Source organism: Streptomyces mesophilus (assembly GCF_040300965.1).
GTDB classification, from domain to species: Bacteria; Actinomycetota; Actinomycetes; order Streptomycetales; family Streptomycetaceae; genus Streptomyces; species Streptomyces mesophilus_A.
In genome coordinates, this window is sequence record NZ_JBEPEW010000039.1 from 40,301 (window position 1) to 61,300 (window position 21,000).

Sequence of the window (21,000 nt, forward strand, 5' to 3'; positions counted from 1 at the left end):
CTCGTCCGCCTATCGGCCGTCGTAGGCCTGCCGGGCCTCCTCCACGGTGGGCAGGTTCTGCGCGGCCCACTCGGCGAGCTGCGCGAAGAGCGGGCCGAGGCTGCGGCCGAACTCGCTGATCTCGTACTCGACGCGCGGCGGCACCTCCGGGTGGTACGTGCGCACGACGAGCCCGTCCCGTTCCAGCTGGCGCAGCCGCTGGGTGAGCACCTTGGGCGTGATCCGGGTGATGCGCCGCTCCAGCTCCACGAAGCGCTGGCGGCCGTGGGTGTGGAGCGTCCACAGGATCGGCGTGGTCCAGCGGCTGAACACGATGTCGACCACCGGGCCGATGGGACAGGCCAGTTCGGGATCGGTGCCGGCGGCCGCCGGCGCGTGGACCTTGCGTTCATCCGCGACAGTCATACATCCCCCAGCGATAGCCACTTTCCCCTAGGTACCCACTATATCCACGGTGTTAGCGTCCCATCTGCCGCCGAACGATCGGTTCGCAAGCGGCCAATTCCCCTACTGGAACCGGGTGTTACGCATGTCCGTCACCGCCTCCCTCAGCACCTCCCTCAGCACCTCCATCGCCATCACCGGAGCCACCGGAAACGTCGGCCGCGCCCTCGTCGAAACCCTCTCCGCCGGCGGCGGGCACCTCACCGCCACGGCCCGCGGCATCGCGGACGCACACCTGCCCGAGAACGTGCGGGCGCTCCCCTCCGACCTCACCGACCCGGAGACCCTCCGGCCCGTACTCGAAGGCAACGACGCACTGTTCCTGCAGAGCGGAGGGCCGAGCGCCTTCCTGATCGACCCGCCGCGCCTGCTCGACACGGTGAAACGGTCCGGCGTGCGGCGCGTGGTCCTGCTGTCCTCCCAAGGCGTCGCCACCCGGCCCGAATCGGCCTCGCACGGGCGGACGGCACGCGTCATCGAGGACGCCGTACGCGAATCCGGCCTCGACTGGACGATCCTGCGCCCCGGCGGCTTCGCCTCCAACGCCTTCGCCTGGGCGGACTCGGTCCGCACCCGCCGTGAGATCGCCGCCCCCTTCGCCGGCGTCGGGCTCCCGGTGATCGACCCCGCGGACATCGCCGAGGTCGCCGCCGTGGCTCTGCGCGAACCGGGCCACAACGAGGCCGTGTACGAGCTCACAGGACCCGAACTCATCACCCCGCGCGACCAGGCCGAGGCGATCGCCCGCGCACTCGGCGAACCCGTCCGCTTCACCGAGCAGACCCGCGCCGAAGCCCGCGCCCAGATGCTCCACTTCCTCCCCGAACCCGTGGCGGACACCACCTTGTCCATCCTCGGCACCCCCACGGAGGCCGAACAACGCATCAGCTCCGCCGTCGCACAGGTCACGGGCCGCCCGGCCCGCACGTTCGCCGACTGGGCGTCCCGCAACATCGCCGCGTTCCGCTGAAGGGCCCGGGCCACGGTGTCGGGCAGGATGGCGGTATGCCGAATCGACTGGCCCAAGAGACCTCCCCCTACCTCCTCCAGCACGCCGACAACCCCGTCGACTGGTGGCCGTGGTCGCCCGAAGCCTTCGAGGAGTCGCGCCGGCGCGGGGTGCCGGTCGTGCTGAGCGTCGGATATGCGAGCTGCCACTGGTGCCATGTGATGGCTCACGAATCCTTCGAGGACGAGTCCACCGCCGCCTACATGAACGAGCACTTCGTCAACGTCAAGGTCGACCGCGAGGAGCGGCCCGATGTCGACGCCGTGTATATGGAGGCCGTGCAGGCGGCTACCGGGCAGGGTGGGTGGCCGATGACGGTGTTCTTGACGCCGGACAAGGAGCCGTTCTACTTCGGTACGTACTTTCCGCCCGCGCCCCGGCACGGGATGCCCTCGTTCCGGCAGGTGTTGGAGGGGGTGCAGCAGGCGTGGAGCGGCCGGCGTGACGAGGTCACCGAGGTCGCGCAGAAGATCGCGCGGGATCTGTCGCAGCGGGAGCTCGCGTACGGGGCGGCCGGGCTGCCGGGCGAGGAGGAGCTCAACCAGGCGCTGCTCGGGCTGACCAGGGACTACGACGCCACGCACGGCGGGTTCGGGGGAGCGCCCAAGTTCCCGCCGTCCATGGTCGTGGAGTTCCTGCTGCGGCATCACGCGCGCACCGGCGCGGTGGGTGCGCTGCAGATGGCGCAGGACACGCTGGAGCGGATGGCGCGGGGCGGGATCTACGACCAGCTCGGGGGCGGGTTCGCGCGGTACTCCGTGGACCGGAAGTGGGTGGTCCCGCACTTCGAGAAGATGCTCTATGACAACGCCCTGCTGTGTCGGGCCTACGCCCATCTGTGGCGTGCCACCGGCAGTGAGCTCGCCAAGCGGGTCGCTCTGGAGACCGCCGACTTCATGGTGCGCGAACTGCGTACCAACGAGGGCGGGTTCGCCTCCGCGCTCGACGCGGACTCGGAGGATCCGGTCTCCGGGAAGCATGTGGAGGGCGCCTTCTACGTATGGACGCCGGAGCAGCTCGTCGAGGTGCTCGGGGAGGAGGATGCCGGACTGGCCGCGGTGCACTACGGGGTGACGGAGGAGGGGACCTTCGAGGAGGGGGCCTCGGTGCTTCAACTCCCGCAGGGCGACGCTCTGGTGGAATCGGAGAAGCTCCGGTCCATCCGGCAGCGGCTGTTCGAGGCGCGGGCGCTGCGGCCCGAGCCCGGCCGGGACGACAAGGTGGTGGCGGCCTGGAACGGGCTTGCGATCGCCGCGCTGGCCGAGACCGGTGCGTACTTCGACCGGCCGGACCTGGTGAACGCCGCGCTGGCCGCGGGGGATCTTCTCGTACGGCTGCACATGGGACCCGACGCCCGGCTCGCGCGCACTTCGAAGGACGGCCGGCGGGGTGCGAACAACGGGGTGCTCGAGGACTACGCGGATGTGGCCGAGGGCTTCCTCGCGCTCGCGTCGGTGACGGGGGAGGGGGTCTGGCTGGAGTTCGCCGGGTTCCTGCTCGACATCGTGCTCGACCAGTTCGCGGATGAGGACGGTGCGCTGTACGACACGGCGCACGACGCCGAGCAGCTGATCCGGCGGCCGCAGGATCCGACGGACAACGCCACCCCGAGCGGGTGGAGTGCCGCGGCGGGTGCGCTGCTCACGTATGCCGCCCACACGGGCGCCGAGCCTCATCGCACGGCTGCCGAGCGGGCGTTGGGGATCGTGCAGGCGCTGGGGCCGAAGGCGCCGCGGTTCATCGGGCACGGGCTCGCCGTCGCCGAGGCGCTGCTCGACGGTCCGCGGGAGATCGCGGTGGTCGGGGATCGTAACGATCCGGACACGCGCGAGCTGGTGCGCGCGGCGCTTTTGACCACCGCCCCTGGTGCCGTCGTGGCTCACGGAGATGAGCAGGAACTGCCGTTGCTGGCCGGACGTCCGCTGGTGAACGCTGCGCCGGCTGCGTATGTGTGCAGAAACTTCACCTGCGACGCCCCGGTCACCAGCGTTCAGGAACTGTCCGAAAAGCTCGTACAACCGTAAAGAGATGTGATGGGTCGTACATCTTGGGGGCTGAGATGAAACAAGGGATTTGCTTGTAAGAGCTGCTGGCCTTCACAATCCCCCCGTATTCTCTCCACGTAGCTTGGGGGAATGGTGCGGCCGTCGGCCGTTGCCTGGGGGTGTGGGACGACGGGGAGTCGTTCCCACTGTGGGGTCTGGGGGGACTCTTGCTGTCCACTGTTGTGATCAGTGCTGTCTCGATGGCGCTGTTCTGGATGGCTGCTTTCACCTTGTGGTGGCAGATGCATGCCTGGCGTACGCCGGAAACGCTCGCCGCCACGAGGTTCGAAGCGCCGCACGGGAACGACGGACTCGCGTTCTCACTGTTGCTGCCCGCGCGGCACGAGCAGGCCGTTCTGGATCACACGATCCAGCGGCTGCTCGAGTCGAGCCATGCCGCTTTCGAGATCATCGTGATCGTCGGCCATGACGATCCGGAGACCGCCGCGGTCGCCGACGAGGCGGCCCGACGGGACCGAAGGGTCCGGGTCATCACCGACACCCATGAGGTCAAGAACAAGCCGAAGGCGCTCAATACCGCGCTGCCGCACTGCCGCGGCGATGTCGTCGGTGTCTTCGACGCCGAGGACCAGGTCCATCCGGAGCTGCTCGCGCACGTCGACCACGCGTTCCGCTCGACCGGCGCCGATGTGGTGCAGGGCGGGGTGCAGCTGATCAACTTCCACTCCAGCTGGTACAGCCTGCGCAACTGCCTGGAGTACTTCTTCTGGTTCCGCTCGCGGCTGCATCTGCATGCGCAGAAGGGGTTCATCCCGCTCGGCGGCAACACCGTCTTCGTGCGCACGGACGTCCTGCGCGACGCCGGCGGCTGGGACCAGAACTGCCTCGCCGAGGACTGCGATCTGGGTGTGCGGCTTTCGAGCATCGGCAAGAAGGTCGTCGTCGCGTACGACTCCGACATGGTCACCCGCGAGGAGACCCCCGGCACGCTGGTGTCGCTGCTCAAGCAGCGCACCCGCTGGAACCAGGGCTTCCTTCAGGTCTACCGCAAGAAGGACTGGAAGCAACTGCCCACGTTCGGGCAGCGGTTGCTGGCCCGCTACACGCTGATGACGCCGTTCCTGCAGGCCTTCACCGGACTGATCATTCCGCTCAACGTGGCGGTCGCCCTCTTCCTCGACGTGCCCGTCGGGGTCGCCTTCATCACCTTCCTGCCGCTGATCACGGCGTTCGTCACCTTCGTCTTCGAGGTGGTCGGACTGCACGACTTCGGCAAGCAGTACGCCCTCAAGATCAGGCTGATCCACTACATCAAGCTCATCGTCGGCGGGCCCTTCTACCAGGTGCTCCTTGCCTTCGCCGCGATCCGCGCAGTGTGGCGCGAGAGCCGCGGCAACAACGAGTGGGAGCTGACCAGCCACGTCGGCGCACATCTGAGCCCTGAGGAGATCCGCGCGTGACCTCCACGCTTCCGGCGGCGGACTCGGCGACCACCGAGATCCCCGTCCAGCAGACCCGTGCGCCCGAAAGCGCCCCGAAGAAGCCCACCAGGCACGACAAGCGGTGGGTGACGGTCCGTCCGGTCGTCCGTTTCCGCAGCTCGCCGGCCGACCTCATCCTGTGCACGCTGCTGCTCGCCGCGATCCTCGTCGTCCAGGGCTGGAACATCGCCGGCTACCCGAACCTCAGCGACGACGAGGGCACGTACCTCGCCCAGGCCTGGGCCGTCCAGGAGGGCAAGGGCCTCGCGCACTACACGTACTGGTACGACCACCCGCCACTGGGCTGGATCCAGATAGCGGGCCTGACCTACATACCGTCCCTGGTCGCCCCGGACGCGATGACGGTCGGCAGCATGCGGCTGGCGATGCTGCTCGTCAGCGCGGTCAGCGCGGTGCTGCTCTACGTCCTCGCGCGCCGGCTCTGGCTGCCGCGCTGGGCGGCCGGTCTCGCGATGGTGCTGTTCGGGCTCTCCCCGCTGTCGGTGGTCCTGCAGCGCGAGATCTTCCTTGACAACATCGCCGTGATGTGGATGCTGCTCGCCTTCTGCCTGGCGGCCTCGCCCTCGCGGCATCTGTGGCACCACTTCGGCGCGGGCATGGCCGCCGCGGTGGGCGTGCTCACCAAGGAGACGATGCTCGTCATCCTGCCGGCGGTGCTGCTCACCATGTGGCGGCACAGCCACCGCGACACCCGTAAGTTCGCGGTCACCGGAGCGATCACCGCCTGTGCGCTGATCGGCCTCGGCTATCCGCTCTACGCGCTGCTCAAGGGCGAGTTGTTCCCGGGCGCGGGCCATGTCTCGCTCTGGGACGGCATCGCGTACCAGATGAGCCGTCCGGGATCGGGCTTCATCTTCGACGCGGGCTCGGGCTCGAACGGGGTCCTCGAGTCCTGGCTGTACTACGACAAGGTGCTGCCGATCGGCGGTCTCGCCGCGGCGCTCCTGCTGCTCGTGGTCCTGCGCTGGTCGGTCACGGCCCGTGCGCTCGCGGGACCCGCGCTCGCGGTCGCGATCCTCGCGCTGGTCTCGATGCGCCCGTCCGGCTATCTGCCGGCGATGTACATCATCCAGGCGCTGCCCTTCCTGTCCCTGGTGCTCGCGGGCGCCGCGGCGAGCGTCTCGCACGCGGTGCTCATCCGCTCCCGCCGGCGCGTGGACGAACCGCGGGCGGTGACCGGTCTGCGCTGGGCGACGGCCGCCGTCCTGGCCCTGGCCGCGCTCACCTACATCGTGCCGAAGTGGTACGACGGCAACCGCACCGCCATGACCCAGGACGCCAACGGCCCCTACCGGGCGGCCGCTTCGTGGATGGCCACCCAGGTCTCCGACCGTGGCGACAAGCGCGTCCTGGTGGACGACGCGATGTGGCTCGACCTCGTGCACGCCGGCTATGAGCCCGGCCTCGGCGCGATCTGGTTCTACAAGGCCGACCTCGACCCCGCCGTCTCCAAGACCATGCCGGGCGGCTGGCGCGACGTCGACTACATCGTGGCCTCGCCGACGGTACGGCGCGACGCGGTGGATCTGCCGAACGTCAAGGCCGCCCTCGAACACTCCGAGGCGGTCGCGGTGTTCGGGACGGGCGAGGACCGGGTCGAGATCCGCCAGATCGCGGCGGGCAGCGGGGGGAAGCGATGAGCATCTACGAGACACCGGCCGAGGACTCCCTCGGGGAACTGACCGCGGTGCCGGAACCCGGCGCCGTCACCGTGATCATCCCGAGCTTCAACGAGTCCGGGAACGTCCGGGAGTTGCTGCGCCGTATCACCGAGTCCGTGCCGTCCCGCGTCCCCTGCGAAGTGATCTTCGTGGACGACTCCACGGACGACACCCCCGAGCAGGTGGCCAAGGCCGCCCAGGACTGCCCGTTCCCGGTCTCGGTGATCCACCGCGAGGTGCCCACCGGCGGCCTCGGCGGCGCCGTGGTCGAGGGCATCAAGGCGGCGGCCTCGGACTGGGTCGTGGTCATGGACGCGGATCTGCAGCATCCGCCGTCCCTCGTACCGGAGTTGATCGCCACGGGCGAGAGCTCGGGCGCCGATCTGGTCGTGGCCAGCCGCTATACGAAGGGCGGCAGCCGCGCGGGTCTGGCCGGCGGCTACCGCGTCGCGGTCTCCCGTGCCTCGACCTGGCTGACCAAGGGCCTGTTCCCGCGCGCCCTGCGCGGCATCAGCGACCCGATGAGCGGCTTCTTCGCGATCCGTCGCGCGGCCGTCATGGCGGAGGATCTGCGCCCGCTCGGCTACAAGATCCTGATGGAGCTCGCGGTCCGCTGCGGCCCGCGCAGTGTCCGTGAGGTCCCGTTCGTCTTCCAGGACCGCTTCGCGGGCGAGTCCAAGTCGACGGCCCGCGAAGGCCTGCGCTTCCTGCGCCACCTCGTGGAGCTGCGCACCTCCAAGCCCCTTTGGCGGATGATCGCGTTCGGCCTGATCGGCCTGACGGGCTTCGTGCCCAACCTCCTTGCCCTGTACGGGCTCACTGCGGCCGGGATGCACTATCTGCCGGCCGAGATCGTGGCGAACCAGTTCGGTGTGGCCTGGAACTTCCTCCTGATCGAGGTCCTCCTCTTCCGCACCCGCCGCCACCGCCGCCTTTCCGACCGCATCGGCCGCTATGCGGTCCTCGCCAACGCGGATCTGGTCCTGCGCATCCCGCTGATCGCGCTCCTGGTCGGCAGCTGGGGGATGTCCGTCCTGCCGGCCACGGCAACGGCCCTGATCCTGACGTTCGTCCTGCGCTACGCCGGGACGGAGGCGTTGGTCTACACGCGTAAGAACCGAGCCGCACCGAGGGGGACACAGTGAGACGACCGAGACTGCCCAGGCGGGGCACGGCCCTCGCCGGGGTGGGAGCCCTGACCGCGGCGCTCCTGCTCGCGATACCGCAGCAACAGGCCACCGCCGCCGCGAACCTGATCCAGAACCCGGGCTTCGAGACGGCCGGCACCGGTGACATGCCCAACTGCTGGTCCAAGTCCGGCTGGGGCGACAACGACTTCACCTTCACCACCACACCGGACGCCCACAGCGGCACGAAGGCGATGAAGGTCGAGATCACCCGCCGGGTCGAAGGCGACCGCAAGGCCCTGATCACCGAGAACGCCACCTGTGCCCCCAAGGTGACTCCGGACAAGCAGTACGACCTGAGCCTCTGGTACAAGTCGACGACACCGGACGCCTCGATCACGCTCTTCCGGCACGACACCACGGCCGGCTGGCAGTACTGGACGGACCTCAAGACCCTTCCCGTGCAGGCCGCCTACGCGAGGACCGAGGTCCGCACGCCCGCCGTCCCGGCCGGCACCGACCAGATCGCCTGGGGCGTCAGCGTCTACGGCACGGGCGCGGTGACCACAGACGACTATGTGATGGAAGAGGTCGCGCCGCCCACCCCGGACCCGGTCTGCACCGGCACCGCGACCGAGTGCAAGGACGGCAAGTGGCAGGTCCTCGCGACCCCCAACCCGGTCCGCTCGATGCACAGCGTCGTGCTGCACAACGGCAAGATCCTGCTGATCGCCGGCTCCGGGAACGACCAAGCCGCTTTCGCCGCGGGGAAGTTCACCTCCGCCGTGTACGACCCGAAGAACGGCACGTACAAGCAGATCCCCACGCCCAAGGACATGTTCTGCGCCGGTCACGTCCAGCTCAGTGACGGCAAGGTCCTCGTGATGAGCGGGACCAAGGGCTTCCCGAGCGCCGACGGCACGATCGGCTACCAGGGATACAAGGACTCGTACATCTTCGATCCCGCCACCGAGCAGTACATCAAGACCAACGACATGAACGAGGGGCACTGGTACCCCTCGGCGACCGTCCTCGGCAACGGTGACGTCATCTCCTTCGGCGGTCTGAAGGAGGACTCCACCGGCGCGGTCGTGGCCGAGAAGTTCTCCCAGGCCCAGCAGAAGTGGCTGCCGATCAACGAGGTCAACCAGACCTGGTCGTACTGGGGCCTGTACCCGGCGATGATCCTGATGCAGGACGGCCGGCTCTTCTACTCGGGCAGCCACACCTTCGGCAACGGCACGCCCGGCACCGGCGCCTCGATCTACGACTACGACGCCAACACGATCACGGACGTCCCGGGCCTCAGGCTCAAGGACGAGCGTGACGAGTCGGCCTCCGTCCTGCTGCCGCCCGCCCAGGACCAGAAGGTCATCACGATGGGCGGCGGCAACAACGAGAAGAACCCGGTCGCCAACCGGCTCGTCGACATCATCGACCTCAAGAACCCCAATCCTCAGTACGTGCAGGGCCCCGACATCCCGCTCGGCACGGTCGACCAGGGCCTGGGCAAGCGCGAACAGACGGGCGCCGAGGGCAAGATGTACGTCTCGGCGGTCCTGCTGCCCGACGGCAAGGTCCTGGAGACCGGCGGCGCGATGCACGACCGCGCCGACCCGGTGTACGAGACCTCGATCTTCGACCCGGAGACCGAGACCTTCGACCAGGTCGCCACGGACCCGGAGGAGCGCGGTTACCACTCCTCCGCGTTCCTGCTGCCCGACGGCCGCGTCATGACCACGGGCGACAACCCGGGCAACGGCTCGTGGAACCACGACGTGTCGATCTACTCGCCCTCGTACCTCTTCAAGGGCCCCCGCCCGAAGATCACGTCCCTGATCGACAAGCAGTGGACGTACGGGGACACGCAGCGGATCACGGTCGACCGGCCCATCGCGAAGGCGGAGCTGATCCGTCCCGCGGCCGTGACGCACTCCTCGGACCCGAACCAGCGGTTCGTGGACCTGCCGCTGACGGTCGACGGCAACAACATCGACCTGAACGTCACGTCCAACCCGAACATGGCCCCGCCCGGCTGGTACATGCTGTTCGCGGTGGACGCGAACGGTGTCCCGTCGATCGCGGAGTGGGTCCACCTGGGGGGTCCCGCGGCGATGGCGAAGGACGCTCCGGCGGCCCATGTCCACGAGTTCGCGGACGACTTGGCGAAGTCGCCGAAGGCGCAGCAGCCCAAGCGTGACTCGGTCCCGGTCAGCCCGACGGTCTCCGGCTGCGACCGCCACTACGGCTCGGTCAACACCTGCGTCCCGACGAACTTCCCGCCGGACGTGCCGGACACGACGAAGGCCCGCTGCGAGTGGTTGAAGGACCACGACTACGGCCGCCTGAAGGTCCACGGCGACGATCCGCTGAACCTGGACCGCAACGGGGACGGGCTCGCCTGCGGGAAGGCGGACGTCCGAAGGAAGGGCTGAACCGACGTGGGAGGGCCGGGACTTGTCGTCCCGGCCCTCCCGCGTGCCCGGCCGCCTGGCCTCAGGAGCCGGGCTCGTCCCGGCAGGAGCGCGCGTCGATCGATGCCGCGTTCGGCTTCGCACGGTCCGTCCAGTCCGGTTCGGATGCGACGAGGTGCGGCAGGTTCGTCTGGATGCCGGCCATCCAGTCGGTGCTCTCCACGAACTCCTTGACCCATTTCTTCAGCCGCTCGCAGTGCTTGCGGTGCTTCTTGGCCAGGCCGATCCCGTAGTGCTGCGGCGCCCCGAACGTGACGCCGGGGACCACCTGCACGCCTTCCTTGCTGTAGAGCTGTGCGTAGCCGTGCAGGATCAGCTGGTCGGTCGAGATGGCGAGGGCGCGCTTCTCGAGCAGTCTCTCGAAGCAGTCCGACGCGTCGTCGAGGACGAGGGGCTCGATGCCCCGGCGGCGCAGCTGCTCCTCGGAGGTGGAGCCCTCCCAGGCGCAGACGGTCTCGCCCTTGAAGTCCTCGATGTCGTCGACCTTGCCGATCGTGTCCTTGCGCACGAGGAAGCCCTGCCAGGTCGTGAGGTACGGCCCCACGAAGTCGATCCTCTTCATCCGGTCGTCCACGATGGAGAACGCGGACACGGTGAGATCGGCGCGTCCGTCCTCGATCGCCGTCAGCCGCTCGCCGGTGGCGACGTCGAACTGCGTGAGGGTCTCGACGTCCATCGCCCTCTTCAGCTCCTGCACGAGCAGCTGGTCGAAGCCGGTGCGCTTGTTGTTGTCGGTGCGGCTCAGGCCGGGCAGGTCGTTGACCATGGCGACGTTGATCCGTTCCTTGCCGAGGAACGTCGGCGGCTCTTCCTCGCCGCAGCTCACGGCGGCGAGCAGCACGCCCACGGACAGCAGTGCCGCGGTCCGGCGGAATGCGAACATGAGGTCCCCTCAGTCGTGCAGCACGGCGTCGGCCACGGACACGTTCATCTCGCACCCCTGGGGCGTGCGGACGGTGACCTCGGCCTGGAAGGTGGTCGCCTTCCGCGTGAGGTCGAGTTCCACCGGCTCGCCGGAGCGGACGTCCGGGGTCGTGGTGTTCCCCGGGCCGAGCAGCCGCACGTCCAGAGTGGTGTCGGGGGTGCAGGTCTGGACGCCGGGAGCGCCGTCGGAGACCTTCAGGGTGAGGCGCAGCCAGGCACGGTGCGGCTCACCCGGGGCCGTCACGGTGAAGATCTCACCCGTCTCCAAAGGCTCCGCGGGCGTGATCCTCGTACTGTCCGTGACATCGACGTCCCCGCTCTCGCGCAGCTCCTCCACGCGCAGGAAGCCCAGCGCGGTGAGCACCAGGGCGAGCGCGGTGACCATGGCCCGCGCCTGCTTGCGTGCCGGGGCGATCAGGGTGCGGGCGACCGTGAGCACCAGTGCGGTGAGGAACAGGGCGTGCACCAGGGCGAGTTGGGTCGATGCTTCCGGCGTACGCGTATAGGCGTACGTGCCGACGGCGACGACCACGCAGAAGGGCGGCCAGTTCCAGGCCCCCGGCCCGGCCATGAGGCTGACGATGACGTTGCCGATGTTCTGGCCTATGGAGAGCGAGTTGTCACCCGTGCTCGTGGCCGACGGGCCCTGCGGCGTGCTCATCGCGTGCCGTCTTCGTCCGACGCTCTGCCCATCCGGATGTCGCCGATGTTCTGCCCGATCGCGATCGAGTTCGGCCCGTACGTCACGGCGTGATGGCCGCCCGGCTCCGGCAGGCCCAGTTCGGCCCGCAGTGCGCCGGCGCCCCGGGCCCCGGACTCCAGCCAGCGGCCCACCGCGCCGGCGATCAGCGCACGGTCGTCGTCGGACAGTGCGTCCAGTGCGTCGGCGAGCTCGCGTCGCGCCGGGCTGTCGGGAACCGGCTCACCCGCGTCGTCCCCGCGCCGGAACACGACCCGGTCGAGGAACAGCCGCCCGCGTTCGACCACGCTCTCGGCCGCCCGGTTCTGTGCGGCGAGGACCACGGCCCCGCCGAACCCGGTCACGTACGGCACCAACTGGCTTGCGGTGTTGATCAGTTCGGACATGACCGGCCCCCGGTTCCGCTTCTCCTGTGACGCAACATCACCTCAGGGAAGGGGAGTTACCCGGCGTCGCTGTGCGGTAAGCGCGTATTTTCGAGCTCTGCTCACCCTTTCGGTACGGCGCGGCCCGCCTCAGCCACGCGCCGCCTCGCCGAACTCCGCCATCGCCTCCGCCACCACCTGCTCCAGCTGCTTGTGGTGGGCGCCGCTCCAGTACAGGCGCTCGCACGCGGTGCACTGCGCGAACACCTCATGCGTACGCCGCGTACCTTCCTCGAGGAGGTGGGCCACGTCTTCCTTGGTGACCGAGGCGAGGGTTCCGTTGCAGGCGGTGCAGCGCGTCCACGGCCGCAGCTCGGGCCTGAACCGGCCGAGCACATCGCGCAGTTGCTCCTCGGGCCGGTCGCTGTAGACATACGCGCCCGCCCACAGCTCTCGCCGCCGCAGCAGCCCCCGGTCGCGGCTCAGGAGCACGCGGCGGTCGCGGGCCGAGTAGGTGGCGAGTGCGGGGTCGCCGATGTCCTCGGACAGATACGCGGCGTCCACGCCGAGCAGCCTCAACCGCCGGGCCAGCGTGCCCAGATGCACATCGAGCAGGAACCGCAGCGGCGCCCCCTCGACGGACTGCGGCCGCTCCACCTCGTACACGTCGACGCTCTCGCCGTGCGCCGGGATGTGCGAGGCCGCCACCTCACGTCCGTCGACGACGAGCCGCCCCACCTCGGTGAGCGGCACGCCGAGCGACTCGACGGTGTGCCCGAGTGTCGAGGAGCCGTCCGTGGTCAGCGTGCTGGGTGCGCCGCGGCGCTCGTGCGGCAGGAAGAGCGCGAGCCCGGGCGCGAAGCCGACGATGATCTCAGGTCCGTTCACCGGACCAGGATGCCACCGCGCCCACGCCGGTGGCCTGGGGTTTTCCTCGGCGGACTGCGGACTGCGGACTGCGGACTGCGGACTGCGCACTGCGGACCGGCGGACGGGCGGTCGCCGGGAGTTCAGAGGGTGAGGCCGCGCTCGAAGAGGTCGAAGGTGCGAAGGACCACGGTCAGGAGATCCTCCTCGAATTCGTGCTCGCCCCAATAGATCATCGCCTCGCGCAGCGCCCCGAGCACCGCCGCCGTGAACATGCGCACGTCGAGGTCGTCGGGCTCGCGCCCGGTCCGCTCGGCGAGCACGACGCTGAGCGCCTGCGATGTCTGCGCCATCGTCTCGGTCATCCGCGCCCGTACGGCCGGCACCTCGACGATCAGCCGGCTGCGCTGTTTCAGCTCCTCGGGCTCGTGCGCGGCCACCGCCTTGACCGCCTCGGTGAGCAGGAACCGCAGCGAGGACAGCGGGGGTTCACCGGCGGGCCGCTCCCGCAGCACCTCGAGCATGATCGGGTCGTACTCGTCGGTGAGGACGATGTCCTCCTTGGTCGCGAAGTACCGGAAGACCGTGGACGGCGACACATCCGCGTCGCGCGCGATCTGCTCGATGGTGGTCGCCTCGTACCCCTGCTCCTCGATCAGCGCGTACGTGGCCTTGCGGATCGCGTTCCGCGTGGCCTGCTTCTTGCGTTCGCGCAGCCCGAGCTGGGCGTTCTGCGCCCCGAGGAACTCGGCGAGGAATCCCTCGGGGGGCTGATGGTCGGCCGGATCCGCGGATGAACCGGCGGGCGCGGCAGGGGTCTTCGTACGGGCGGCCATACGGGCATTCTCAGGCATGCACGACGGACTCGGCCACGTCCGCGGCCGGGGCCCGCCGGGGCAGCAGCCATGCCGCGAGCGCCGCGGTCACCAGCGCCGCGCCCGCGCAGACGAGCAGCACGACCACCATCCCGTGCACATAGCCCGCGTCCGCGGAGGCGGCGAGCGTCTCGTCGCCGAGCTGCCGTGCGACCACCTTCGCGGCCACCACCGACTCACCGGCGCGGTCGGCGAGGTCCACGGGCAGCCGCCCCGTGTCGAGCCGGCCGGCGAACACCCCCGCGAGCAGCGAGCCGAGCAGGGCGATCCCGATCGCGCCGCCCACCTGCCGTACGGTCATCAGCAGCCCCGAGCCGCTGCCCGCCCGGTCCCGGGGCAGCGCGCCGATCGCGGCGGTCATGGCCGGCATCATCGCGAAGCCGAAGCCCGCGCCCGCGATGGTCAGCCACAGCGCGGTGAATCCGTATCCGCTCTCGACGGTGGTGCGCGCCCCGAGCAGTGCGGCGAACGTGAGCACCACAAGTCCCGTGCAGATCACGGCCCGTGCCCCGACCCGCTCGACGAGCGGCTGGCTGGCCTTCGCCGCCACCACGAGCCCGCCGATCAGCGGCAGCAGCCGAAGCCCGGTCCCGAACGCGTCATGGCCGAGCACCGCCTGAAGGTAGGGAGGCAGCAGGAAGAGCAGCCCGGAGAGCACGAACATCACGAGCGTGGCCACCAGCGTGTTGAGCAGGAACGGCCGGTGGCCGAGCAGTTTCAGATCGAGCATCGGACGCTCCGCCCGCCGCCCGCGCGCCACCAGGCCGCCGATCAGCAACACGCTCGCGGCGAGCCCGCCCACCACCAGCGGGTCGCCCCAGCCGCGCACGGGCGCCTCGATGATCCCGTACGTGAGTGCCCCGAGCCCGCCCACGGTCAGCACGGTCGACACGGCGTCGACCGAGGGGGAGGACGGATCGCGGGTCTCGGGCAGCAGGAAGGCGCAGGCGAGCACCCCGATCGCCACCATCGGCACATTGATCAGGAAGACCGAGCCCCACCAGAAGTGGTCGAGCAGCCAGCCGCCGATGATCGGCCCGAGCGGCATGCCGAGCGCGGACGCGGCGGTGACGAGGGCGACCGCCTTGCCGCGCTCCTCCTCGGGGAACAGCGACGGCAGTACGGCGAGGGCGAGCGGCATCACGAACGCGGCGCCGATCCCCATCACGGCCCGCGCCCCGATCACCGGCCCGACGCTCGTGGCGAGGGTCCCGATCACCGAGCCCACGAGGAAGATCGCGAGGCCGGTGATCAGCATCGAGCGCCGTCCGAACCGGTCGCCGAGCAGGCCCGCGGGGAGCATCAGGGCGGCGAAGACCACGATGTAGGCGTCCGCCATCCACTGCTGCTGGCCGGTGGTGGCGCCCAGTTGCTCGGCCATCGTCGGCAGCGCCACGTTCAGGATCGTCATGTCGAAGCCGAGCACCAGCATGCTCGCGACCATCGCCCCGAGGGCCCACCAGCGGCGGGGGTCGAGGTCGGGGTGGGCGGCGGTGCTCCGGGTCGTGCGCGGAGTCTGTGTCATAAAAATGAGAGTAGCTCTCAAGTGAGAGTGACTGTCAAGTTTTTCCCGAAGGTCTCTGGGTACACGGGATCTCACGGTTCGTGACCGGGGCGGGCCGCAGGGGTGGAGGGGGTTGCGGATGCGCGTGGACAGACTCGCCTGGACCGTCGCGGCGCTCAGCGTGGTCGGTCTCGTGGCCGTCGGCGTATGGGCCGTCGTGGGCGTGGTCGTCGCCGGTGTGAGTGCCCTGACATGGCAAGTGGCCGCGGCCTCCAGGCCGCGGCCACTCAGGGCTCAGGATGTGGACGGACTCACGCGTGCTGGTAGGCGACCAGCGAAATCCCCACGTAGTGCACCACGAACGCCGCAAGGGTGAGGGAGTGGAACACCTCGTGGAAGCCGAACCAGCGCGGTGACGGGTTCGGCCGCTTCATCCCGTAGATCACTCCGCCGACGGTGTAGAGGACGCCGCCGACGATGACGCAGACGAGCACCGCGATGCCGCCGGTGCGCATGAAGTCGGGCAGGAAGAAGACCGCGGCCCAGCCCATCGCGATGTAGCACGGGGTGTAGAGCCAGCGCGGGGCGCCGACCCAGAAGACGCGGAACGCGATGCCCGCCAGCGCCGCGACCCAGATCGCCCACAGGAGCGGGCGGGCTGTGGAGTCGGGGAGCAGGAGCAGGGCGAGTGGGGTGTAGGTGCCCGCGATGATCAGGAAGATGTTCGCGTGGTCGAGCCGGCGCAGGATGGCCTCGCCGCGAGGCCCCCAGGTGCCGCGGTGGTACAGGCCGCTCGTGCCGAAGAGCAGGCAGGCCGTGAGCACGAAGACGCCGGTGGCGATCCGGGCGCGCGTCGAGTCGGTGAAGACGATCAGTGCGATACCTGCGATCAGCACCGCCGGGAACATGCCGGCATGCAGCCAGCCCCGGAGCTTCGGCTTCACAGGGTGCGGCAGGTCGATCTCGACGGGGCCCCCGGATTCGGGGTGCGAGGCGGAAGACGGCATGGGAGGAATCGTACCTACGGCACCGTAAGTACAGGGACGGTCTGTGCGCACCCTCACGTCCGCCCGGCAAAGCGTGCGTGATCACCCGCAATGTGCGCACGCTCACGTGTGAGGCCCTCTGGACAGATGGGCGAATCGCCCCGATGATCAAATGAGTGAGGTCGGCACCGGATGAGCGGCTGGAGTGATTTCAAGCCCGCAGGATCCGGGTCGCAGCCCCCAAGGGGCAACAAACTACAAAAAACCCTCATTTAGGAGCGATCGTGGCGCGCGACAACGCGGCTTCCACCAGTGCCCCCACCAACCACGCAGAGCTTGTCGCCTGGGTGGACGAGATCGCAGCCCTCACGCAGCCGGACAGGGTGGTCTGGTGCGATGGATCCGAGGCGGAGTACGAGCGCCTCGCGGAAGAGCTCGTCGCCAAGGGCACGTTCAAGAAGCTCGACCCGATCAAGCGCCCGAACTCCTACTACGCGGCCTCCGACCCGACCGACGTCGCCCGCGTCGAGGACCGCACGTTCATCTGCTCCGAGGACGAAGCGGACGCGGGTCCGACCAACCACTGGAAGGCCCCCGCCGAGATGCGGGAGATCTTTCAGGGCAAGGACGACCAGGGCGGCATCTTCCGCGGTTCGATGCGCGGCCGCACCATGTACGTCGTCCCGTTCTGCATGGGTCCGCTCGGCTCCGACCTGTCCGCGATCGGCGTCGAGATCACCGACTCGGCGTACGTCGCCGTCTCCATGCGCACCATGACCCGGATGGGCCAGGCCGTGCTCGACGAGCTCGGTGACGACGGCTTCTTCGTCAAGGCCGTGCACACCCTCGGCGCCCCGCTCCAGGAGGGCGAGGCGGATGTGCCGTGGCCGTGCAACACCACCAAGTACATCTCGCACTTCCCGGAGTCCCGCGAGATCTGGTCGTACGGCTCGGGCTACGGCGGCAACGCCCTGCTCGGCAAGAAGTGCTACGCCCTGCGCATCGCGTCCGTGATGGCGCGCGACGAGGGCTGGCTCGCCGAGCACATGCTGATCCTCAAGCTGACGCCCCCGCAGGGTGAGTCGAAGTACGTGGCCGCCGCGTTCCCGAGCGCCTGTGGCAAGACCAACCTCGCGATGCTCGAGCCCACGATCAAGGGCTGGACCGTCGAGACCATCGGCGACGACATCGCCTGGATGCGCTTCGGCGAGGACGGCCGTCTGTACGCGATCAACCCGGAGGCCGGCTTCTTCGGTGTCGCGCCCGGCACCGGCGAGCACACCAACGCCAACGCCATGAAGACCCTGTGGGGCAACTCGGTCTTCACCAACGTCGCGCTCACCGACGACAACGACATCTGGTGGGAGGGGATGACGGAGGAGACTCCGGCGCACCTCACCGACTGGAAGGGCAACGACTGGACCCCCGAGTCCGGCGTCCCGGCCGCGCACCCGAACGCCCGCTTCACCGTTCCCGCCTCGCAGTGCCCGATCATCGCGCCCGAGTGGGAGGACCCCAAGGGTGTCCCGATCTCGGCGATCCTCTTCGGCGGCCGCCGCGCCTCCGCGGTCCCGCTGGTCACCGAGTCCTTCGACTGGAACCACGGTGTCTTCCTCGGCGCCAACGTCGCCTCCGAGAAGACCGCTGCCGCCGAGGGCAAGGTCGGCGAGCTGCGCCGCGACCCCTTCGCCATGCTGCCATTCTGCGGCTACAACATGGGCGACTACATGGCCCACTGGGTCAAGGTCGGCGCAGACAAGGACCAGAGCAAGCTCCCGAAGATCTACTACGTGAACTGGTTCCGCAAGAACGAGGCGGGCAAGTTCGTGTGGCCGGGCTTCGGTGAGAACTCCCGTGTCCTGAAGTGGATCGTGGACCGCCTCGACGGCAAGGCCGAGGGTGTCGAGACCCCCATCGGCATCCTGCCGACGGTCGGCTCCATCGACACCGACGGGCTCGAACTGCCCGCCGCCGACCTGGAGTTCCTGCTCACGGTCGACAAGGAGATCTGGCGCGAGGAGGCCGCCCTGGTCCCCGAGCACCTCAACACCTTCGGCGACCACACGCCCAAGGAGCTGTGGGACGAGTACCGGGCTCTGGTGAAGCGTCTCGGCTGAGGCGTATGAAGCGCCTCGCCCGAGGTATGTGAAGCACCACCCGTAACTGCTGCCCCCGGAGCCCCAACTGGCTTCGGGGGCACGGTTATGGGCGGATTTTTCGTATGTGCCAATGTGTGCGCACGCCCTTCACCGTACGGAGAATCCGGGCACACTCGGTCCATGAGAACACCGGTCAGTGACCCGCTGAGGGTCGGTGGCTACCGCATCGTGGGCCGGCTCGGCTCCGGCGGTATGGGCTGGGTCTACCTCGCCCGCTCCCGCGCCGGGCGACCGGTCGCGGTCAAGGTCGTACGCCCCGAACTGGTCGCCGACCAGGAGTTCCGGATGCGCTTCGCCCGCGAGGTCGCCGCCGCCGGAGCCGTCAGCGGCGCCTACACCGCCGCCGTCGTCGACGCCGACCCCGACGCCGATCTGCCGTGGCTCGCCACCGTGTACGTACCGGGTCCCTCCCTGACCGAAGCCGTGCGCTCCGGCGGCCCGTTGACCGAGCCGTATCTGCGCAGACTCGGAGCGGGACTGGTCGAGGCGCTGATGGCCATCCACGCGGCGGGCATCGTGCACCGCGATCTCAAACCGTCCAACGTGCTGCTGGCCGCCGACGGTCCCCGCGTCATCGACTTCGGGATCTCCCGCCTCGCCGGATCCAGCAGCATCACCCAGGCGGGCGTCGTCATGGGCACCCCGCCGTTCATGGCGCCCGAGCAGCTCTCCGGCGGCAGCGTGGGCCCGCCCACCGATGTCTTCGCGCTCGGCGGCGTCCTCGCCTTCGCCGCGACCGGGCGTTCGCCCTTCGGCTCGGGGGAGCGCGTGGCCTACCGCGTACAGACCGAGCAGCCCGATCTCGCCGGTGCGCCCGAGGAGTTGTGCCGCCTCATCCTGCCCTGCCTGACCAAGGACCCGGCCGCACGCCCCCGCCTCGCGCCGCTGCTCGAACTGCTCGCCCCCGACGAGAGCGCACCGCCCTGGCCGCCGCCCTCGGTGGCCGCCGGTATCCGCTCGCGCGAGCGTGACCTGGACAGCCGGCAGGGCGAGGACTCGCGGGCCGCCGTGGTCTCCGTACCGTCCTGTCTGCAGTCGCACGCGCAGGCGCTGCTCGACGCGGGCCTGACCGACGCGATGGTGGCGGGGGCGGTGAGCCATGGAAGCACGGGCGCGCGCTGACCAGGGTGGGGAGCTGGAAATCGGGTCGCACTGGCGGGAGTTGGTGCGTACGTGGGGCGCCGGGACCGGTGCGGGGGTGGAGGCCGACGAGCACGCCCTGAGCCTCGACTTCGATCTGCCCAGCGCCTCACGCACGCTGACCTTCCGCTTCACCACGACCCGGCGGCTGCTCGTCGCCTTCATGGCCGACGGGCGCCGGCTGCGCGGCGACCAGCTGGCGACGGCGGCCGCCGCGGCCAACGCGTGGAACACCGAACAGCTCTTCCCCATGCTCTCCGTCTGGGACGTCCGCGGCCCCGACCCCTGTATCGCCGGGGTCTGCCAGCTGCCGCTCGCCTGCCGGATGACGCCCAAGGACTTCGGGGCGATGGCGGACGACTGGGCGGATCAGGCGCGGCAGATGTTCACGAGGTGCCATCAAGTGTTCCGGCTCTGAGGCGAGTCCGGGATACGAGGCCACGGCGTTCGGGGGTGTGGGGTGGAGCGCGGAGGACAGCTCGGTGCGAGGAGCGCGAGGAGCGTGAGGAGCACCAGGGGTACGGGGAGCACGCGGGCGGCCGTACTCGGGTGCGTGCTGCTCCTCGGGCTGCTCACGGCCCGGCCGGCCGCGGCCGTGGACCCGGTCATGGACCTCGACTGTCCGGGCGCGCTCTCCGTACGCCTGGACTGCATGGACGGGCAGACGGCCAAGGGGGCCGGGCCGCATCTGATGACGGTGGACCGGGAGATCCAACTCGGCCTGCCCGCAGCCCGGTTGCGGCTGTCCGCGCACCGGGAGCGGCTGGCGAAGGGGCCGCTGATCGTCGTCGTACCGGAAGGGCAGCGGACCGGCCCGGGCGGCACGCTCCTGTTGCTGCTCGCGAAGGAGCGCCGGCTCGCACCGGACAGCACCGTCACCCCGCTCGACCGCCCCACCCTCGACGCGGCGCGGGCGGCGGGGCTCTGCGGCGGCAAGACGGGGGAGGCGTGGTGCAAGGCCGTGGCGCGGGAGCAGTCCGGCGCCGGTCTCGTGCGGGCGGAACTCGCCGGCTCGCTCGACACCGGGGACGGCGAGGACGACACCGCGCTGTGGGTGCTGCTCGGCGTGTTCACCGCGCTGCTCGCTCTCATCGTCTTCCTGATGAAGGCGGTACGCCGCCCCGCGCACGCGGCGGGCCGGTCCCCGGCGCACGCGGCCGGGCGGACCTCCGCACCTCCGGTCCCGCGGGGCAAGCCCGCACCCGAGCGCACCGCGCGCCACCGCGCCGACCCGACGCAGACCGTGGCGCTGCGCCC

The 21,000-nt window shown here is 69.8% G+C and carries 18 protein-coding genes; 10 read left to right on the top strand and 8 right to left on the bottom strand.

Annotated features, from left to right (window positions below):
- Window positions 1-9: 9 nt before the first annotated feature.
- Window positions 10-405 (bottom strand): winged helix-turn-helix transcriptional regulator, encoded by a 396-nt coding sequence (locus ABT367_RS16590; protein ID WP_352253810.1) that lies wholly within the window; start codon window positions 403-405, stop codon window positions 10-12.
- Between the two features lie 124 nt (window positions 406-529).
- On the opposite strand from ABT367_RS16590, the gene ABT367_RS16595 reads away from it, so the two are divergent.
- From ABT367_RS16595 to ABT367_RS16620, 6 genes are all read left to right on the top strand, one after another.
- Window positions 530-1,414, top strand: coding sequence for an NAD(P)H-binding protein (locus tag ABT367_RS16595; protein WP_352253811.1), 885 nt, complete (start codon window positions 530-532; stop codon window positions 1,412-1,414).
- 35 nt (window positions 1,415-1,449) lie between these two features.
- Window positions 1,450-3,477, top strand: coding sequence for a thioredoxin domain-containing protein (locus ABT367_RS16600; RefSeq protein WP_352253812.1), 2,028 nt, complete (start codon window positions 1,450-1,452; stop codon window positions 3,475-3,477).
- 221 nt (window positions 3,478-3,698) lie between these two features.
- Window positions 3,699-4,919 carry a glycosyltransferase gene (locus tag ABT367_RS16605; protein WP_434975476.1) on the top strand — a complete coding sequence of 407 codons (1,221 nt, stop codon included), beginning with the start codon at window positions 3,699-3,701 and terminating at the stop codon, window positions 4,917-4,919.
- Window positions 4,916-6,601, top strand: coding sequence for an ArnT family glycosyltransferase (locus ABT367_RS16610; protein WP_352253814.1), 1,686 nt, complete (start codon window positions 4,916-4,918; stop codon window positions 6,599-6,601). The genes ABT367_RS16605 and ABT367_RS16610 overlap by 4 nt, the downstream gene beginning before the upstream one ends.
- A complete protein-coding gene (locus ABT367_RS16615) occupies window positions 6,598-7,767 on the top strand; it encodes a glycosyltransferase family 2 protein (RefSeq protein ID WP_352253815.1) in 1,170 nt (389 codons plus the stop codon). Before ABT367_RS16610 ends, ABT367_RS16615 begins: the two co-directional genes overlap by 4 nt.
- On the top strand, window positions 7,764-10,184 hold the full coding sequence (locus ABT367_RS16620) for a galactose oxidase-like domain-containing protein (RefSeq protein WP_352253816.1): 2,421 nt from the start codon (window positions 7,764-7,766) through the stop codon (window positions 10,182-10,184). Before ABT367_RS16615 ends, ABT367_RS16620 begins: the two co-directional genes overlap by 4 nt.
- A gap of 61 nt (window positions 10,185-10,245) precedes the next feature.
- Here the strand turns inward: ABT367_RS16620 and ABT367_RS16625 are convergent, their stop codons facing one another.
- The 7 genes from ABT367_RS16625 to trhA all read right to left on the bottom strand — a co-directional run bounded on the left by ABT367_RS16625 (window position 10,246) and on the right by trhA (window position 16,465).
- Window positions 10,246-11,106 carry a transporter substrate-binding domain-containing protein gene (locus tag ABT367_RS16625; RefSeq protein WP_352253817.1) on the bottom strand — a complete coding sequence of 287 codons (861 nt, stop codon included), beginning with the start codon at window positions 11,104-11,106 and terminating at the stop codon, window positions 10,246-10,248.
- A gap of 9 nt (window positions 11,107-11,115) precedes the next feature.
- Window positions 11,116-11,808, bottom strand: coding sequence for a hypothetical protein (locus ABT367_RS16630; protein WP_352253818.1), 693 nt, complete (start codon window positions 11,806-11,808; stop codon window positions 11,116-11,118).
- Window positions 11,805-12,233 (bottom strand): hypothetical protein, encoded by a 429-nt coding sequence (locus tag ABT367_RS16635; RefSeq protein ID WP_352253819.1) that lies wholly within the window; start codon window positions 12,231-12,233, stop codon window positions 11,805-11,807. The genes ABT367_RS16630 and ABT367_RS16635 overlap by 4 nt, the downstream gene beginning before the upstream one ends.
- Before the next feature lie 129 nt (window positions 12,234-12,362).
- The gene (locus tag ABT367_RS16640; RefSeq protein ID WP_352253820.1) at window positions 12,363-13,100 is read right to left on the bottom strand and encodes a Mut7-C RNAse domain-containing protein; all 738 of its coding nucleotides are present in this window, start codon (window positions 13,098-13,100) and stop codon (window positions 12,363-12,365) included.
- A 122-nt stretch (window positions 13,101-13,222) separates the two neighbouring features.
- Window positions 13,223-13,915 (bottom strand): TetR/AcrR family transcriptional regulator, encoded by a 693-nt coding sequence (locus ABT367_RS16645; protein WP_352253821.1) that lies wholly within the window; start codon window positions 13,913-13,915, stop codon window positions 13,223-13,225.
- Window positions 13,916-13,925: 10 nt separating this feature from the next.
- Entirely contained in the window at window positions 13,926-15,479 is a 1,554-nt protein-coding gene (locus tag ABT367_RS16650; RefSeq protein ID WP_352253822.1) for an MFS transporter, read from the bottom strand.
- 290 nt (window positions 15,480-15,769) lie between these two features.
- Window positions 15,770-16,465 carry a PAQR family membrane homeostasis protein TrhA gene (trhA, locus tag ABT367_RS16655; protein ID WP_352253823.1) on the bottom strand — a complete coding sequence of 232 codons (696 nt, stop codon included), beginning with the start codon at window positions 16,463-16,465 and terminating at the stop codon, window positions 15,770-15,772.
- A 263-nt stretch (window positions 16,466-16,728) separates the two neighbouring features.
- On the opposite strand from trhA, the gene ABT367_RS16660 reads away from it, so the two are divergent.
- The 4 genes from ABT367_RS16660 to ABT367_RS16675 form a co-directional block, all read left to right on the top strand.
- The gene (locus ABT367_RS16660; protein WP_352253824.1) at window positions 16,729-18,561 is read left to right on the top strand and encodes a phosphoenolpyruvate carboxykinase (GTP); all 1,833 of its coding nucleotides are present in this window, start codon (window positions 16,729-16,731) and stop codon (window positions 18,559-18,561) included.
- 162 nt (window positions 18,562-18,723) lie between these two features.
- Window positions 18,724-19,725 (top strand): serine/threonine-protein kinase, encoded by a 1,002-nt coding sequence (locus ABT367_RS16665; protein WP_352253825.1) that lies wholly within the window; start codon window positions 18,724-18,726, stop codon window positions 19,723-19,725.
- Window positions 19,703-20,161, top strand: a complete 459-nt coding sequence (locus ABT367_RS16670) for a hypothetical protein (protein ID WP_352253826.1) — start codon at window positions 19,703-19,705, stop codon at window positions 20,159-20,161. Before ABT367_RS16665 ends, ABT367_RS16670 begins: the two co-directional genes overlap by 23 nt.
- 84 nt (window positions 20,162-20,245) lie before the next feature.
- A partial coding sequence (locus ABT367_RS16675) for a hypothetical protein (RefSeq protein WP_352253827.1) occupies window positions 20,246-21,000 on the top strand: 755 nt, incomplete at its 3' end.